Annotated in this window: 10 protein-coding genes; all 10 read right to left on the bottom strand. The window is 69.0% G+C overall.

Annotation, left to right across the window (positions count from 1 at the left end):
- Positions 1-1,989: a caspase family protein gene (locus IG196_RS01650; RefSeq protein ID WP_225616893.1), complete on the bottom strand. Its 1,989-nt coding sequence runs from the start codon at positions 1,987-1,989 to the stop codon at positions 1-3.
- A gap of 158 nt (positions 1,990-2,147) precedes the next feature.
- Positions 2,148-3,281, bottom strand: a complete 1,134-nt coding sequence (locus IG196_RS01645) for a hypothetical protein (protein WP_192194720.1) — start codon at positions 3,279-3,281, stop codon at positions 2,148-2,150.
- 27 nt (positions 3,282-3,308) lie between these two features.
- The gene (locus tag IG196_RS01640; RefSeq protein WP_225616892.1) at positions 3,309-3,968 is read right to left on the bottom strand and encodes a hypothetical protein; all 660 of its coding nucleotides are present in this window, start codon (positions 3,966-3,968) and stop codon (positions 3,309-3,311) included.
- 120 nt (positions 3,969-4,088) lie between these two features.
- Positions 4,089-5,672, bottom strand: coding sequence for a murein transglycosylase A (locus IG196_RS01635; protein ID WP_192194718.1), 1,584 nt, complete (start codon positions 5,670-5,672; stop codon positions 4,089-4,091).
- Between the two features lie 60 nt (positions 5,673-5,732).
- Entirely contained in the window at positions 5,733-7,640 is a 1,908-nt protein-coding gene (locus IG196_RS01630) for a serine/threonine-protein kinase (RefSeq protein ID WP_192194717.1), read from the bottom strand.
- Between the two features lie 748 nt (positions 7,641-8,388).
- Positions 8,389-9,024, bottom strand: coding sequence for a type VI secretion system-associated protein TagF (tagF, locus tag IG196_RS01625; RefSeq protein WP_192194716.1), 636 nt, complete (start codon positions 9,022-9,024; stop codon positions 8,389-8,391).
- Positions 9,021-12,626 carry a type VI secretion system membrane subunit TssM gene (tssM, locus tag IG196_RS01620; protein WP_192194715.1) on the bottom strand — a complete coding sequence of 1,202 codons (3,606 nt, stop codon included), beginning with the start codon at positions 12,624-12,626 and terminating at the stop codon, positions 9,021-9,023. The genes tagF and tssM overlap by 4 nt, the downstream gene beginning before the upstream one ends.
- Complete coding sequence (locus IG196_RS01615; RefSeq protein WP_192194714.1) at positions 12,623-13,975, bottom strand: DotU family type VI secretion system protein; 1,353 nt, start codon at positions 13,973-13,975, stop codon at positions 12,623-12,625. The genes tssM and IG196_RS01615 overlap by 4 nt, the downstream gene beginning before the upstream one ends.
- 32 nt (positions 13,976-14,007) lie before the next feature.
- Complete coding sequence (gene tssK / locus IG196_RS01610; RefSeq protein WP_062481388.1) at positions 14,008-15,339, bottom strand: type VI secretion system baseplate subunit TssK; 1,332 nt, start codon at positions 15,337-15,339, stop codon at positions 14,008-14,010.
- 278 nt (positions 15,340-15,617) lie between these two features.
- Complete coding sequence (locus tag IG196_RS01605; RefSeq protein WP_192194713.1) at positions 15,618-15,995, bottom strand: DUF2628 domain-containing protein; 378 nt, start codon at positions 15,993-15,995, stop codon at positions 15,618-15,620.
- Between the last annotated feature and the right edge of the window lie 243 nt (positions 15,996-16,238).

Here is a 16,238-nt window from a genome sequence, read left to right as displayed (position 1 = left end):
TCATGGCCGCGCCCCACCGTCTGCCGTGGCAGCGCTGCTGCCGCTCCTGCGCAGCAAGGCCGCGAACACCTGGCGCTCGCCGCTGGCGGCCGGTGGCTGGCCGCCGCGCACGCGCACTTCCGACACGTCGGCCTGCGCCGCGGTGGCCACGCCGAACAGGCGCGGCGCGCTGTGGGGCGCGGCCGGCACCGCCATGACAAGCAGGCGCGCCTCGCCGGCCGTGTCGAGCCAGGGCAGATCGAAACGCTTGACCGCCGGCTGCTCGGGCGTGCCGCGCTTGAAGCGGTTGGTTTCGCCGGCCCCGTCGGGGTACACCGCCTGCAGCGCGCCACGCGCGTCGATGCCGGTGATGACGAGGTCGAGCGAACGGCCGCTGGTGTTGCGCACGTTCAGGCGCACGCGCTCCCCTGTACGCAATGCAGGCAGCACGCTCGCGGCCTCGGCGACCGGCACGCTGCGCAGCAACCGGTCGGCGCTCCAGACTTCGAGCGCCGCATCGAAACCGTCGAGCTGGCCGCCCTTCGCATGGGCCTGCAACTGGGCCAGCCACTTGAGCTGCGCCAGGGCCTGGAGGCGGCGGCGCAGCGCGGCCACGTCGGGCACCACGACAGCCGAAGCGGCGGTGCCGAACACGGGCGCGAGCGCTTCGAGGCGATGGCCTGCGGGGCCGAGGTCGGTCCAGCGCACGTCGGCGCTCGCGGGGTCGTCGGCCAGGCGGATCGCAGCCGGGTAGTCGAGGCTCAGGCCGGGGGGCAGCGGCTTGTCGGCGCGCACGCGCAGCGCCGTCGCGGCCGGCTCGGTGACCGGCGTGACGCTCCAGAACGCGCTGCCCGGCAGGTCTTTCAACGCCGCGGGCACGGCGAGCCAGGCGCCGCCGAGCTTGATCTGCGCGATGGCGGCCGGTGCGCGGCGCACTGTGCCGTCGTCGAGGGTCGCGAGCACGCGCACCTCCTGCTGCGCCGCCAGGCCGTCGAGCAGGCCGGCCTTGACGGCCAGGCTGTCGCCGCTGCGCTGCGCGCTCCACACGGGGCGCGTGGACGCGGGCGCGCCGCTGTTGGCAAACAGCGGCGCATCGAGGTTGCCCTCGGCCACGGGCGACGGCAGCTCGCGCGTGGGAAAGCGCTGCGCGAGCTCGTCGATGACCGGCGGGTACAGCGCAAGCACGCCGTCGAACAGGTCACGCCAGGTGGCGGGCTTGCGCGCCAATGACTCGACCACGGCCCAGGTCAGCAAGCCCTGCGGCCGGGCGCTGCGCGCCTTGCGCGGCAGGCGCAGCTCGGGCGTGATCTGGTGGCTCTCGGACGCGAACAGGGCCACGTAGCGGGCGCGCGGCACGGCATCGGTCGCAGCCGGCGGAGACAGGGACCGTGCGGATGGCCCACCGCCCGTGAGCTGCGTCGTGCGCAGGCCGCGCCATCGCACCTCGTCGTCGGCCGGCCCTTCGGCGGTCGCGGGCGCATCGCCCGTGCCGCGTGTCATGGAGTTGGCGGAGCAGGTGTCGAACACCGAGGCGACGAACACGTTCTTCGCCAGGAAGGCCTGGATCCAGGCGTCGAAGTCGACGTCGCGCAGGTCACCGCTGAGTGCCGCGTCGGTGCCGAGCGTGCCGCGCACATCGCGCGCGAGGAAGTTCTCGGACAGACCGTCGGGCTCCTGGTAGCGCTTGGCCACGTCGCGCAGGCGCGTGCCGTGTCCGGAGAAATACAGCAACACGAAGTCGCCGCTGGCCGACTGCGCGAGCAGCCGCGCCAGGGCCTCGTGGATGGCCTGCGATTCGGGCAGCGCGGCGCCGGGCACGCCATCGGCGAGCACGGCGATGTCGGGCGCGGTGAAGCCCTGTTTCAGCAAGGCATCGCGCATGAGCATCACGTCGTTGCGCGGCGCCTGCAGCCACAGGGCCTGCGGCTGGTTGACGAGTTCGGAGACGCCGACGAGCAGGGCGCGCTGGGTGGCGAAGGCGGTGCTGCTGGCGATGAGGAGCGTCAGCATCAAAAGCACCTGCAAACCGAGCACCCGCATCGCCCCTTCCCCCGCTGGGGGAAGGCTGGGATGGGGGCGGGCAGAGCGCCCGATGGATGCGCCGCTTGCCCCCACCCCTGCCCTCCCCCGGAAGGGGAGGGAGAAAGACGGGAGCCGTGCGACGCGTGTCATCGTTGTTCCGAAGCCGGCCCGGCCGACGCGACCAATGGAGATGCCGCAAGCACCGACAAAGCACCGACCGGATCGGCCACACGCAACCGCCAGACGCCGTTCGGCCCCGGCCCACCGACCACTTCCGCCGACATCGTGCGCAGCAGGCGATCGGCCTCTTCGATGCGCACGCCGTCTTTCCAGCGCACGACCAGGTTCGCCTGCGCCGCGACCGGTGCCACAGGCACCGAGCGAAAGCGCACGTCGTCGTCTTCGGTGGTGCTGCGCCCGCCGATGAGCCCCACGTTCTGGATCACCGCAAACAACGCCACCGCCGCAAACGCCGGACGCGCCCAGCCTTCGGCGCCGAACCAGCGGCGGATGCTGCCCCACCAGCCGTCTTCGGGCCGTGGCAGCGGCCGGGCGGGCGATGGCGTCGGTGCGGCGGGGGTTTCGTCCTGCGGCTGGGCCAGCGCGCGGCCGAACTGCAGGCCGGCGTCGCGGTACAGCGCCTGGTAATCGGTGCGCGGGTCTCGCGGCCCGAGCGGCGTGCCCGAGAGCACCGAGAACGCACCGCCCACGGCGCGCAACGCAATGCGCCCCGGCTCCGGTGCGATGGCGGACGCCGCGTGCGCGGCCCATTCGTCGTGCACCGCGCGGATCGCGGCGAGCCGCGTGGCCGACACCTCGCCGAGCACGCGCGCGGCCAGCTGCGGGCTGGGTTCGAGCGTGAGCACGTTCCAGGCCTGGATCACGCCGAACATCGGCTCGAAGGGCTCGTCGTCGGGCTCGAGCAGCACGTCGAAGTCGGAGGCCCAGTCGGGCTCGCCGGCGGCCATCCAGCCCTGCCAGAGATCGCCGTGGATGCAGCGGTCGAGCAGCACGCCGAGCAGGCGCCCGTCGTGCACCACGCTCACGAGGCGGCCCGGCGCCCAGCGCGCAGTGAAGGCGCGCCGGGCGACAGCCTCGCGGCGCCGGGCCAATTCGGTCAAGGGCAGCAGCAGGTCCGACACGACGGGCGTGCCCGCGCTCGCGCTGCTGCTGTGCGGCATCGCGACGGTGGCAACGCCCGGTGGGGCATCGCCGGGCGGCGCGCCGGTTTCGAACGCATGGCGGATCACGCTGAGCGGGGGCCAGAGGTCGGTGGTCATGGCGTCTGTTCCTGAATGGCTATGTCTTCAGACATAAGACGCTTCAGCCCCGAGGATTTTGAAAACCTGCAGGATCGCCGCCATGTTGTCGGCCTCGATGGCGATGCCCAGGGTCTGGCCGATCCAGCTGCCGATGCGGGTTTGCGCATAGCCGGCGCCCAGCCCTTCGCGCTTGTGCACGAGGCCCAGCCGGCCGGCGCGGTAGTGGTACGAGGCGATGGCGTGGCGCGAGGCGACTCCCGACAACCCGCCCTCGGCCTCCTGTCCGAAGCCTTCGCACAGCAGGATGCGCTCGGGCTCTGGCAGCCCGGCAATGAAGGCGCGCGCCGCCAGCTGCACGGCCTGCGCGCTCAAGCCGTGCTCGGCCAGGCAACCCTCGAGGTCTTCGCCCGGGCCGAGTTCGTCTTCGAGCTGGGCCTCGGTGATCTGGTCGCCGATGGAAACCTTGCGGCGAAACGAACTGGCGCGCGTGCAGTCGATGAGGTAGCGACGGAAGTACGCGCACAGCGCGAAGGCGGTGGAAGGTGCGCTGTGGCCGGCGCGCTCTTCCGACTCGTCGGGGTCGGCATCGAGCCGCAGCACCTTCACATAGATGAACTGCGCCACCAGCTCCTGCCGTCCCTCGCCCAGCACCTGCAGCTCGGGCGGATTGCAGGCCACGAGCGCATCGCCCACGATGCGGTACATGGTGCCCATGTCCTCCGAGGACAGCGTCTGCCGTCGCCGCCAGAGGCGGACGAGTTCAGAGCTTTCCGCGGACGAGAGGGTTTCCTGCATGAAGGGCCAAGGGGGTCGAGAAAAGCGGGGTCAGTCGTCGACGCAGACGCCTTCGGAAGGAACCAGGCATTGCGGCAGGTTGGCGCCGGCCGGGCCACCGCGCGTGCGGATCGCACCCGAGACCGCGGCCTGCGCCACGGCCAGGCCGCGTGGCAGAAGAATCCACAGCTGCCCGCGCTCCTTCATGCGGCGCGCGTTGGTGGCCGCCTGCTGGCCGTTGCCGAAGAAGTAGTCGGCCCGCACCGCGCCGCGGATGGCGCCGCCGGTGTCCTGCGCGATGGTCAGGCGTTGCATGGGTGCGCCGCTGCCGGGCGTGCGCGTCGACACGAACACCGGGTAGCCCAGCGGCGTGCTGCGCGGATCGACCGCGATCGAACGGCCGGCCGACAGCGGCACGCCGAAGGCACCCACCGGCCCGCCCGCGGGCGAGGTCGATTCCTTGAAGAACACGTAGCTCGGGTCCTTGATGCCGGAGCCGGCCACCGCGCCGGCCGTGCGACGGCCTGGCACCACCACCGCGCCGCTGGACGTGGGCCGTGCCAGCGTGAAGCCGCGCGTGCGGATCACGCTGTTGTCGATGGCGCCCGTGTCTTCGTCGTCGCCGTCGTCCAGCGTCAGCTCGAGCGAGCCGCCGCGCACCTTGACCGCGCTGCGCGGCTTGCCGTTGGCGGCCTGCGCGATGGTCGGGCGGAAGGGCTGGCCGTTCTGCTCGGCGTAGGCCACGCGCACGATCTCGCCGCTGGGCAGCTTGATGCGGCCCGAGCCCTGGATCTGCATCTCGTACAGCGCGGTGGCGCTGCTCACGAAGGCCAGCACCTTGGCGTTGGGGGCGCCCTTGGTCTCGATCTCTTCGCGCGTGTAGTACGGCAGCAGGCGCTTGCCGTCGATGCGCAGGCGCACCTTGCGGTCGAGCGTGTCGCGGGTGATGGCGGAAAGATCGAGCGCGTACAGGCCCGGTGCGCCCATGTCGCGCGTGTTCAGGCCGGTCTGCACGATCACGTTGCGGCCCTCGACCTTCGCGGCCACCGTGGCGCTGCCGGCCGGGAGCTTGCGCGCATCGACGAACAGCATGTCCTCGGGCTGGCCGTAGACCGGGTAGATGAACGGCGCGACATAAGTGCGGCTGCCCGCGATCTCGGGCTCGAAGTAGCCGGTGACCACGCCGTCGGGCTTGCGGTCGTCGTCGCGAATCTGGTACGCCGAGAACTCGCTCTCGAAGAAGCCGCGAATGGCCTGCGTGCTCTTGCCGTCGACCTTCAGCGCGCGGTCGCACACCTCCTTCCATTCAACGCCGCGGCCGTTGAGCACCTTGCAGCTGCCCAGAAACGCCGGCCAGCTTTCCGAGAAGTCGTCGCGCGCCCAGCCCGGCACGGCGTCGAAGCCGACCGAGGTGTAGGTGGCGAGCTGAGTCGAGAAGGTGCGCGCCTGTCCGGCCACGCTGCCGCCGGTGGGGCGGGCCGGTGCAGTCGCGGGGTCGGTCGTGGCGGTCGGCGTGGCGGCCGTGCCCGTGGCGGACGGCGGCGTGTTGGCGCAGGCGGCCAGCAGCGCCAGCGCGACCACGGCGGCCGTCCGGCAGAGGGGAAGCGCGAAGTGCGGCGACGGTGACGTGTGCATGAAAGTCTCCTGGTCGGGTCGTGGAAAGGGGGCCGAAAGCGGCCGACGCTCTACAGACGATTACTTCTCGACGATTTTGAAATTCGCGACGCCATAGACGTCGTTGCACGGCGTGGCGCCTGGCGCGCACACCGGTTTGCCCAGCAACGGCGTGGGCCCGGTGCCGCGTGTGGCTTCGAGTGCCGCGAGCACCGGCAGCGGGAACTGCGGGAACACGCCTTCGTTCTGCACGCCGGAGGCGCCGAAGTCGCGCTCGTGCTCGCTCACGAGCACCGCGAACTGGTTGGTGCCGGCCGGCCCGCCGGCGTCCATCGGCCAGGAGGCGCGCGGCAGCGCGAGCGCGGCGTTGGCGGTGATCTTGTTGTACTTGTCGAGCAGGTTCGGGAACAGCAGGAACATCTCGCCGCCGCTGGACAGCAGGAACACGTAGACGAAACCGTCGCGCTTGCTGCGCACCTCGAAGGCCAGCTTGTCCTTGCCGATGGCGACCTCGGCCTTCTTCGGCGTGGCTGTGACCTCGAAGCCCGGGGCGGCGCCGGTCGCCAGGGATTGCAGCGATTCGACGGGGGTGCGTGGCTTCGGGGGCGGCGGGGGTGGAGGCGGCGGTGGGGCCTCGGCGACCTGGGTGGGGGTGTCGGGGGGTGGTGCGGGTGTGGCGGTTTGCGCCGTCTTGCCCGCATCGCCTTCGCCGCCTGTGCGGCCGAGGAACCACCATCCGCCGCCTGCTGCGACGAGCAGCACGGCAGCGGCGACTGCGCCGAGGACGGCTTTGTTGCTGCCGCCGCTCTTGCTCGTAGAGACAGATGCCTTCGCGGCGATGGGCTTCGGCATGTGGGCCGTGCCGATCACGGTGGGTGCATCGGCACCCGACTGACTGCTTCGTGCACCCGACGGCGGCACGGTGCGCGGCGTGGGTGCGATGCTGTGGCCGACTTCGAGGCCCAGCGCCGCGCGCAGCTCGGCCATCGACTGCGGCCGCGCTTCAGGCCGCACACCCAGGCCGGCATCGATCGCGGCGAGGAGTCGATCGCTGTAGCGCTGGCGCAGGATGTCGTTGCCCGCGAGCGGCACGTAGCTGTCGGACAGCAGCCGCGCCACCGACGGCGGCGGCGCACGACCGCACACGGCGACGTGCATCACGGCGGCGAGCGCGTAGACGTCGGTCCATGCGCCCTGGGACATGTCCGGCATCTCGGCATACTGCTCGATGGGCGCGTAGCCGGGCTTGAGGATGACGGTGATCGCCTGGGTCTTGTCGGTGATCACGCGGCGCGCGGCGCCGAAGTCGAGCACCACGGGGCGGCCGGAGCCTTCGAGCAGGATGATGTTGTCGGGGGCGATGTCGCGGTGGTAGCAGTTAGCGCTGTGCATCACGGCGAGGGCCTGGGTGACGCCGTCCATGATGCGGGTGAGCCAGGCTTCGTCTACGCCTGCGGGGATCGCTACGAGTGCCTCTCGCAAGGTGTCGCCCTTGTAGAAGGGCATGACCATGTAGGTGGTGCCCTTTTCTTGCCAGAAGCGGTAGACCTTGAGGAGGGACGGGTGGTCGAACTGGGCGAGGAGGCGGGCTTCGTTGATGAAGCTGCGCATGCCTAGGTCGAAGGTTTCTCGGTGTCTTTCTGACAAGGGGACTACGGTGCCGTCTTGCTGTCTTGTGGATAGCGAGGTTGGGAGGTATTCCTTGATGGCTACTACGCGTTCTAGGGTGTGGTCCCAGGCTTCGTAGACGACGCCGAAGCCGCCTTGGCCGACTACTCGGGTGACTTCGAATTCGGCGAGGCGGCTGCCTACGGGGAGGAGGCCTGCGTCGTGGGTTGCTGTTGCTGGGCTGGTGACGGGGGTGCCTGAGGCTGTGGTGAAGCCGCCGGCGGTGATGACGGTGGCGCCGCCTGTGTCAGCTTCGGTTGTGGGAGTGCGTGAGACGACTCGGGTGCGGTCGTCTTCGGGTGGAGGGGCGTTGTCGGTCATTGACCTGCTCCTGCTGGGGGAACGCCTTTTGGGGTTTGCTTTCCGAGGCCGGGTCTCGCCCCGGCGGGCGACCTACTTTTCTTTGCTTCGCCAAAGAAACGTAGGCAAAAGAAAGGCGACCCTGCTGTCTGCGTCCCTCCGCTTCGCTGCGGGCAACCTGCGGTGCTCACGTTTCGCGGGGTCTCGCAGAACTCGCTTCGCTCAAACAGCTGCGAGCCCTGATCCGCGAAACGCTCCGCTCCTCGGCGCATACAGAAGGGGTTGGGATACCAACGGGCCATCGCTTCGCTCGGCCAGGGGGCCGCAGCAGGCGCTTCGCGCCTGCTGCGGGTCGCATGGGGTGTGGCGGTGGTCGGAGCAGAGCGTAGGCGTAAGGACTGGCACTGGCACTGGCACTGGTGCTGGTGCTGGCACGAGTGCGAGTGCGAGTGCGAGCAAAACCGTGCCCCCCCACTGCAGGAGATTCCCGGGCCGAGCGAAGCGAAGGCCCGTCCGGTATCCAAATCCCCTCTGGCTGCGCCGAGGAGCGCAGCGTTTCGCGGATCAGGGCTCGCAGCTGTTTGAGCCGCAGGCGAGTTCTGCGAGACCCCGCGAAACGCGAGCACCGCAGGTTGCCCGCAGCGAAGCGGAGGGTCGCAGACAGTGGGGTCGCCTTTTCTTTGCTTACTTTCTTTTGGCGAAGCAAAAGAAAGTAAGTCCGCCGCCGGGCGGAATTCCCGGCCTCGGGAAAAAAGAGAAAGCACCGCCCTCATTCACCACCCCCAAGAAACAAAGCCTCAAACTGCAAATCCCGAGGCAAGCCCGTCGCCAACATCCGAACCCCGCCTTCCAAACCGGGCGTCTCCATCCAAAGCGAGGTCCCCGCCAAGGGCAACTCAAGCGAACGGTCCTCAGCGGAAGGCTCATCAGCAGCACCAACAAACACCCGACTCAACACCGCATCAAACCGCAACGCATCCAAATCACTCTCAAGCCCTTCAAGCACAGCCAGCGTCCCCAACGCCCACCACCGAAGCGCAGCACCCAACGCCGCCCCATTCAAAGCATCAGAGGAAGCAACGCCCTCATCCAACTCAACAGCCAGAGTGAACGGAAAGTACCGCCCCACCCCATCGACCGAAGGCATCAAAACCCCCATCCACCCCCGTTCCCCCACCACCTGCGCCCCCAGCGCAAAGCACCAAACAGGCGCCTCCAGGTAGTGAGCAGTCCAATCCGCATGCCGATCCCGCAGCCGCGCCAACCCGCGCTGTAACCACGGGTCCCAGACAGAGCGAAACGACTCCGGCAACCGCCGATGCGCAAAGTCCCCCATCCCCGGCAGCTTGCCAAACCACCCCGGCAACTCAGAGGAAACGAAGAGAGAAGAAGAGGCCAAGCTCACAACCCCTCCGGACAAGAAAACTCCCGCAACTCCTTCAACCGAATCGGATGCTGCACGCTGTTCGTCGTCACCTCGAACCGCGTCTTCCGCGCCCCCACCTGGAAGGTGATAAAAAACTTCTCCGGCGCATCCCCAGCTTCCAGCTGCCCATCGTCCAGCGTGCGGAACAAAGCCCAAGGCCCATCCATCGCCGACCCCGAACTCCCGGTGGTCGACGGCGGGCTGACTTGAACGCGCACCTGGTTGCTGCCCTTCGGCCCCGGCCACTGCACCGCCATCGGCACCACCGGCCCATGCGCGTACTTCACGAGCTGCCCGTCCACGTCGAGGATGAACTGCGTGATGCCCGCATCCATCTCCACCGGCTTGAAGTCCAGCCGCATCGACGGCCCGCGCCCACCGCCACGGAAGAAGATGTCCTTGATGCGCGCCGCGCGCTCGAACTGCGCCAGTGCCTGCGTGGTGACGGCGCCACGCTCGGCCACGGGCTTGTAGCGCCACGGCCGGGTGCTGGTGTCGACCAGCGCGGCCAGGCGCTTCTGGAAGAAGTCGTCCATGAGGCCGCCGGCGCCGAACATCTGGCCGAAGTCTTCGGGCAGCACGTCGCGCTTGCTGCTTTGCACGAACGGATAGCGGCCCGCGATGGCGCGGGTGCAGAACTCGGTGACGGGGCGCAGGTCCTGGCTCAGGTTGCCGCGCTCGGCCACCTGCGCCTGGGTCGCGCCGGTCTGGCTCAGGTTCTCGATCATGCTGCGCACCGGCTCGGGCAGACGGCCCGCGTCCGACTTGAGCTTGCCGGCCACGTCACCGGGCGGCGGCGAGGTGCGGCCCTTCACGGCCGTGTCGACGGCGTTGAGGTACACGTACACCTCGTTGAAGAGCTTGAGCGCATCGTCGATCGGCGCCGGCTGGTTCGGTCCGCCCGCGGTGACAAGGCGGCGCAGCGATTCAAAGCGATCGTCCACGATGCTCTCGATGCGCTTGCCCGGCGCCACCTGCTTGCCGGGGTCGCTGCCGAACAGATCTTCCAAACCCTTGCGCGTGTTGCGCACGGTCTCGGTGGCCTTGCTCACGACGTCCTTGTTGGCATCGGCCGCGGGAATCAGCGTGGTCTGCTTGACCACCGCACGCAGGAAGTTCGCGAGCGGCGAATCGACGCCCGACAGGATGCGCGCGGTCTCGATGTTCTTCTCCAGGCCGCTGACGCGGATCAACCGCACATCGGCTAAGAGTGCTTCCCACTGCTTGACGTACTCCTCGAGGTAGAGGCGACGCACGCGGTCGGTGAGCGCACCAAGCGCGGCAACATCGCGCAGGCGTTCGCTGGCATTGCGGTCTTGCCCCAGCACCCACGGGTCTTCGGCGGCCAGCAGACCGGTGAGCACCACGACCTCGTTCTGGAAGCGCTTGTGATACCCGTCATAAGTGAACATGCCCGGCACGCCCTCGCTCAGCGGCTTGCCGCTGATGCGCTCGAACACGAGCGGGCCCGACGGGCCGGTGGCCTGCGCCACGCTGAAGCCCGGAATGTCCTTGGTGGCGCGCTGGCGCTTCAAGCGGCTGAATACGCGCTGCTCCAGCGGGTAGCTCGCGAGCACGGCGCGCACGCTGCGCACCAGGTTCTCGTCCATCTTCAGCGGCGAGCGTGGCGGGCCCTGGGCGATGAGCACGTCGAGCTGGTCTTCGAGCGCCTTGCGCTGGTCCTCGGGAATGCCGCGGTCGAGGTTGCGCGCCCAGTCGAGCGTGATCCAGGCCTTCAGCGCCTCGGGGTCGAAGCGCTCGGGCTGGTAGAGCATCAGATAGCTCTTCAGGGCCTCGTAAGTGAACTCGAGGTTGTCCTTCTGCGCGGTGCGCAGCTGGTCCTCGATGCGCTTGGCGATCTGCGGCAGGAAGGCGTCGTTGAGCGCGCGCTGGTGCGTGAGCATGGCGGCGGCGTCGAGCTTGTCGCCCTGGTACAGGCCCAGCGTCATCGACAGCGGCTCGTCGCCCTGGCGGTTGTCGGGCGTCTTCCAGATGTCGCGCAGGCCCTGCAGCACGGGCGCGACCTCGACCAGGTTCTGCACGCGCGTCGGCAGCGCGGCCAGGGTTTTCTGCGCGGGCTCGACGCGCGCCTCGACCGACTTCAGGTAGTTGTGGTTCTGCCAGGTGCTGTAGCCCCAGGCCGCGAGCAGACCCACGGTGACCAGCGTCATCGCGGCCACGCCCGCCAGGCGCAGCGTGTTGCGGCGGCGCTCCAGCTTCACGTCGGCGCCCGCGAGGCGCTGCTCGGGGAACACGACCTCGCGCAGCAGCGCGGTGAGGAAGTAGCTGCGCCCGCTCGACTTCTGCGGCGCGAGCATGGCGCGCTCGATGCCGAAGCTGCGCGCCAGGCTGCCCATCACGCGGTCGATCGGGCTGCCCTCTTGCGTGCCGCTGGTGAAGTACACGCCGCGCACCCACGGCGGCTGCGCAAAGCGCGAGCCGGTGAACACCTGTTCGAGCAGATCAGAAAGCAGCGGGCCGACCGAACCGAACTGCGCCGGAAAGCCGAAGATCGCCGCGCGGCGCGTGCCGTCGGTCTCGCGCTGCATGCGTGCGATGAGGCCGTCGTTGATGCGGTTGTGCAGCAGGCCGAACTCGCGGTGGAACGCAGCGGACAGACCCTTCTCTTCAAGCTGCACGTTCTCGTCCGCCGGCAGCGTGAAGCCGAAGACCTGCGCGCGCTGTTCCTTGCCGAGGTCGTCGAAGTAGTCGGTGAAGCCGTAGAGCAGGTCGCTCTTCGTCACGAGCACGTACACCGGCAGGCGCGTGGTGAGCTTGCTGTCGAGTTCGAGCAGCCGCGCGCGGATCGACGCCGCGAGTTGCGTGCGCGCCTCGGGGCCCTGGCTCAGCAGGTCGCCCACGCTCACGGTGAGGAACACGCCGTTGAGCGGACGGCGCGGGCGCGCCTTCTTCAGCAGGCCGAGGAAGCCTTCCCACGCGCTCTTGTCTTCCGACTGGTGGCTGTCCTGCGTGGTGTAGCGGCCGGCCGTGTCGATGAGCACGGCCTCGTCGGTGAACCACCAGTCGCAGTTGCGCGTGCCGCCCACGCCGCGGATGGCGCCGGGGCCGAACTTCTCGGCCAGTGGAAAGCTCAGGCCCGAGTTGACGAGCGCCGTGGTCTTGCCCGCCCCCGGTGCGCCGATGAAGACGTACCACGGCAGGTCGTACAGATAGCTGCCGCCCGAGATCGACAGCCAGTCGCGCCAGCCCGGCTTCTTGCCGGCGGCGTGCAGACGCATCTGTTTGAGCGTGGCGACGGCTTCGCTGAAGCGCGTGTCGAGGATCTTCTGTTCGCCGTCGACCGGTGCACCGGTCTTGGCGGCGGCCGGCGCCTTCATCAAGCCGTCGGTCAGGTGCTGACTGGCACGGCGCGCACGCCAGCGGCGGTACAGCGCGCGCAGCACGACGATGAGCACGATGACGCCGATGACGATGGCGCGCGTCATCTCGCCTTCGAGCGGCGCGAGCGAACCGATCTTCACCAGCGGGCCGATCCACCAGATCAGCAGTGCGACGACGATCAGCGCCAGCAGCGTCAGCAGCAGCGGGCTGAACAGGAACCCGAAGATTTTCTTGATCATTTCGTTGCTCCTGGAACGGGAGCAGCGGGTGCGGCAGCAGCAGCCACGCGCTCGGGTTCGGTCAGCAGCACGATGTCGACGCGACGGTTGCGCGCGCGGTTGACCGGCGTGTCATTAGCGGCCACCGGCTCGGCGTCGGCCTTGCCGTCGGAGCGCATGCGCGCGGGGTCGACCAGCGTGGTGAGCGCGCCCTTCACCGCATCGGCGCGTGCGGCCGACAGGTGCCAGTTCGACGGGTAGCGCAGCGAGCGGATCGGCTGGTTGTCGGAGTGGCCGGTGATGAGCACCTCGCCCTTCACCTCGGCCAGCGCCTGGCCGATGCGGCGCAGCACGGGCAGCGAGGCCGCCATCGGCTCGGCGCTGCCCGAGCCGAAGAACGAATCGCCACGCAGGCGCACCACGCTGCGGTCGGCCTCGTCGGTCACCGTGACCAGCCCCTGCTTGATCTCGGGTTCGAGAAAACGCGCGAGCCGCGGCGACTTGGCCGGCGCGGCGGGCGGTGCGATCTGGATGTTGGGCACACGCAGGCTCGACACGGCCGCATAGGTGGTGTCGGAGCGGTGATTGAGCGTGAGCCGCAGCCCGAACCACGCCAGCGCCAGCAGCAGCGCAAAGCCGGCCGCGAACACCCACAGCGGCAGCGACTCGCGCAGCCGCACCGTGCCCGCGCCCTGCCCGCGCCAGTGCGGCGACAGCTCGGGCTCGACGGCCGGACGGTCCTTGGCGATGAGGTCGGCCAGGCGCTGACGCACCGAGTCGAGCTGCGCACGGCCGTTGTCGACCACGCGGTAGCGGCCCTCGAAGCCGAGCGCGAGCACGCTGTAGATCAGCTCGAGCAACTGGCGGTGCGTGGGCACGTCTTGTGCGAGCTTGGCGAGCAGCTGAAACACCTTTTCGCCGCCCCAGGTCTCGTTGTGGAACTGCACCAGCAGGCTCTGCTTGTTCCAGCCGGCCTGCACGCCCCAGGGCGTGTTGGCCACGGCCTCGTCGAGCGCGGTGCACAGCACGTAGCGCGCGGCCAGCACCGACTCGTTGCCCACGCCCGCACGGCGCGCCGAGGCATCGAACTGGTTCACCGCGTCGGCGGTGGACGCGCGCAGCGCCGGCACGTTGGGCGGCTGCGCGAGGTTGCGCAGCTTGCCGATCAGCACCAGCAGCTTGCCCGCGGCCGAGACCAGTGGATTGAGCAGGCCGATCTCACCCACCTCGGCCACGGGCGTCGGATCGGCGCCGCCGAAGAACGGCGCGGGCGCCGGTGCTGGCGGCGTGCCGCCCGGCGTGCGCGGCTTGGGCTTGATGACCGTGCGCTCGGACTCGAAGGCGGCAAAGGGGTCGGGAGGGGTGCTCATGGTGATGTTCCGTTTCCGTCAGCCGGAGGCGGCTAGGAACGAATGGCCCAGAACGCCAAGTCGAGGCCGGGGAAATCGCCCGCGATGTGCATCGCGATGCCGCCCGATTGCTCGAGCTGGCGCCACAGGTCGCTGTTGCGCGTTTCGAGCTCGAAGTAGTTGGCGCCCGTGTGGAAGGGGATCTGGCGCGGCGCCACCGGCATCGGCGTCAGCGTGACGCCCGGCAGCGCGAGGTTCACGAGGTCGCGGATGCGCTCGACCGGCCCGATCTTCACCTGCGTGGGGAAGCGCGCGCGCAACGCCTCGCTCGGCATGTTCGCGCTCACCGCGAGCACGAAGGTCGCCTTGCGCTGCAGCTCCACATCGGTCACCACCGCCACGCGCACGCCGTGCTTGCGGTCGTGCAGGTCGATGCGGATGGCCGACTGCTCGAACACCATCGACAGGCTGCGGCGCAGGTCGTCCATGACCGGACGGAAGCTCAGCGCGAGGTCGTCGTGGATGTAGGGCCCGAAGCGCGCCACGCGGCGCGTGTCGCGAAAACTCGCAAGGTCGCCGGCCAGCCCGAGCGCGTGCTCGAAGAAATGCTGCGGGTGCAGCATCGCACTCTTCGCCAGGTGCGCAAAGATGGCTTCGTTGCGGTTCACGGCCTGCAGCAACATGAAGTCGGCAATCTCGGCCACGCCGCCCGTGCCCCCTTGGGTCATGCGCCCGGCCAGCGCCTCGCCGCGCTGGCGCAGCAGGCCCAGCAGCTCGTCGAGCCAGGCGCGGATCACCGCATGGCCGGCCACGTCGAGCAGCGGCGGCAGCATCGCGCGGTCGAGCTGCACCTGGTTGTCGACCCGGCGCTCGACCACGCGGGCCACGCCCAGCGTGGCCCAGGCGTCGGTCGCTTCGCTGGCGCGCATCAGGCGCGTGTGGAGCTGGCCCAGTTGCAGCATCGCGGTGCGCTCGCCGGCCGTGTTGGAGTCGGGCACGTCCGACTCCAGCACGCGGTGGCGCACCAGCTCTTCGTATTCTTCGGCGTCCGCTTCGCGCGCCCCGGCGCGGCGCAGCGGCAGTGCAAGCACCACGGCTTCGTCGCGCATGGACGCGGGAATGTCGATGGGCTCGGGCAGCGGATCGACCGCCGGCATGTCGAACACCGTGCCATCGCCGAAGATGCCCACCGCCCGCACCAGCGCCAGCTTGCCCAGCGTGAGCGCCGCCGCGTCGATTTCGACCTCGGCGAATCCCCAGGCGTAGGGCGTGGTGGTGCGCAACAGCACATGCCGCGCATGATCGGCATGCCGCTCGCTTTGCTGCAGGTGCTGAGGCTGCAACAGCATCCCCTCGCTCCAGACCACTTTGGTTCGCCAACTCATCCGCACTCCGTCTACGGCAAGGGTGCCGGGAAGTAAGAAGAAACACGAAGTTTCCGGCGCGGGGGGCGGGAGGCAAATCCGCCTTAAGGCCTAGCTAACGGCCTAGGTGGCGGATGCGAGGTACGGCGAAGGGAGTAGACAGAAATTCGGAGAAAGCCAACCGGTTTGGCTTTCTCCGCGGGCTGGTCAGCCGCGAAGCGCGCGGGCCAGAGGCGTCCCGGCTTCGAGAACGCGCTCGTGGATCGACAGCGCGGCCTCCGGATTGGAGGCTGTGCTTTTCAGCGCATCCCGGGTTTCGTTGCCGCCGTCGCACGCCCCTGAATCAACGCCATCTCTACATTGGCGGCTTGCACCACCGCAATCTCCTCATAGCCCTTGCGAATCTGTTGTCCCACGCGCAAGGCGTTGCCACCGATGCCGAACCCCACTGACACGATGAGAGAGAACACGTTGATCACCCCACTCGCAGCCTCCGTTCCGATGGCGTCTTCTGCGAAGACGATGAGCGTCACCACGCCCAGAAAGCCCAGTCCCACCCACCACATGCGGTGGTAGAGAGCCCAAAGGGCCCCGAAGAAAAAAGCTGGCCAACTCCATCCGTCCTTGATGGCCTGCACACTGCCGAGGGGGTCCTTGAATATCTTGTAGGTCTTCATTGCATAACTGCCTTCCCGATAGGGATCGTTGTTGTCGGATGTGGGCTCTCGCCCCGTCCTCTCTCCGGCGAGAAGCGAGCAACGCACAGAGCCGTTCGCAAGAACGCCTTCGACAGCAGCAGCCTTCACACGGAAAGAGGTCGCGCAGTGTGGAAGCCACCACGCGTTTGCATTGACAACAATGGTCGCCCGCCGCGACCGGTGTTCAGAAACCCGCGCGAAGCGAGCGATTTGTCATGGGCA

The organism is Variovorax sp. 38R (assembly GCF_014843395.1).
GTDB lineage: Bacteria > Pseudomonadota > Gammaproteobacteria > Burkholderiales > Burkholderiaceae_C > Variovorax > Variovorax paradoxus_H.
The sequence above is the reverse complement of the archived record's forward strand: the minus strand, read 5'-3'. Positions and strand labels throughout refer to the sequence as shown.

What these genes read in the sequence shown, in the direction of transcription:
- IG196_RS01640 (WP_225616892.1), bottom strand. Translation starts at nt 3,968, where the DNA reads ATGTACCGCATCGTGGGCGATGCGCTCGTGGCCTGCAATCCGCCCGAG.
- tssK (WP_062481388.1), bottom strand. Translation starts at nt 15,339, where the DNA reads ATGAGTTGGCGAACCAAAGTGGTCTGGAGCGAGGGGATGCTGTTGCAG.
- IG196_RS01630 (WP_192194717.1), bottom strand. Translation starts at nt 7,640, where the DNA reads ATGACCGACAACGCCCCTCCACCCGAAGACGACCGCACCCGAGTCGTC.
- IG196_RS01650 (WP_225616893.1), bottom strand. Translation starts at nt 1,989, where the DNA reads ATGCTGACGCTCCTCATCGCCAGCAGCACCGCCTTCGCCACCCAGCGC.
- IG196_RS01615 (WP_192194714.1), bottom strand. Translation starts at nt 13,975, where the DNA reads ATGAGCACCCCTCCCGACCCCTTTGCCGCCTTCGAGTCCGAGCGCACG.
- IG196_RS01605 (WP_192194713.1), bottom strand. Translation starts at nt 15,995, where the DNA reads ATGAAGACCTACAAGATATTCAAGGACCCCCTCGGCAGTGTGCAGGCC.
- IG196_RS01635 (WP_192194718.1), bottom strand. Translation starts at nt 5,672, where the DNA reads ATGCACACGTCACCGTCGCCGCACTTCGCGCTTCCCCTCTGCCGGACG.
- IG196_RS01645 (WP_192194720.1), bottom strand. Translation starts at nt 3,281, where the DNA reads ATGACCACCGACCTCTGGCCCCCGCTCAGCGTGATCCGCCATGCGTTC.
- tssM (WP_192194715.1), bottom strand. Translation starts at nt 12,626, where the DNA reads ATGATCAAGAAAATCTTCGGGTTCCTGTTCAGCCCGCTGCTGCTGACG.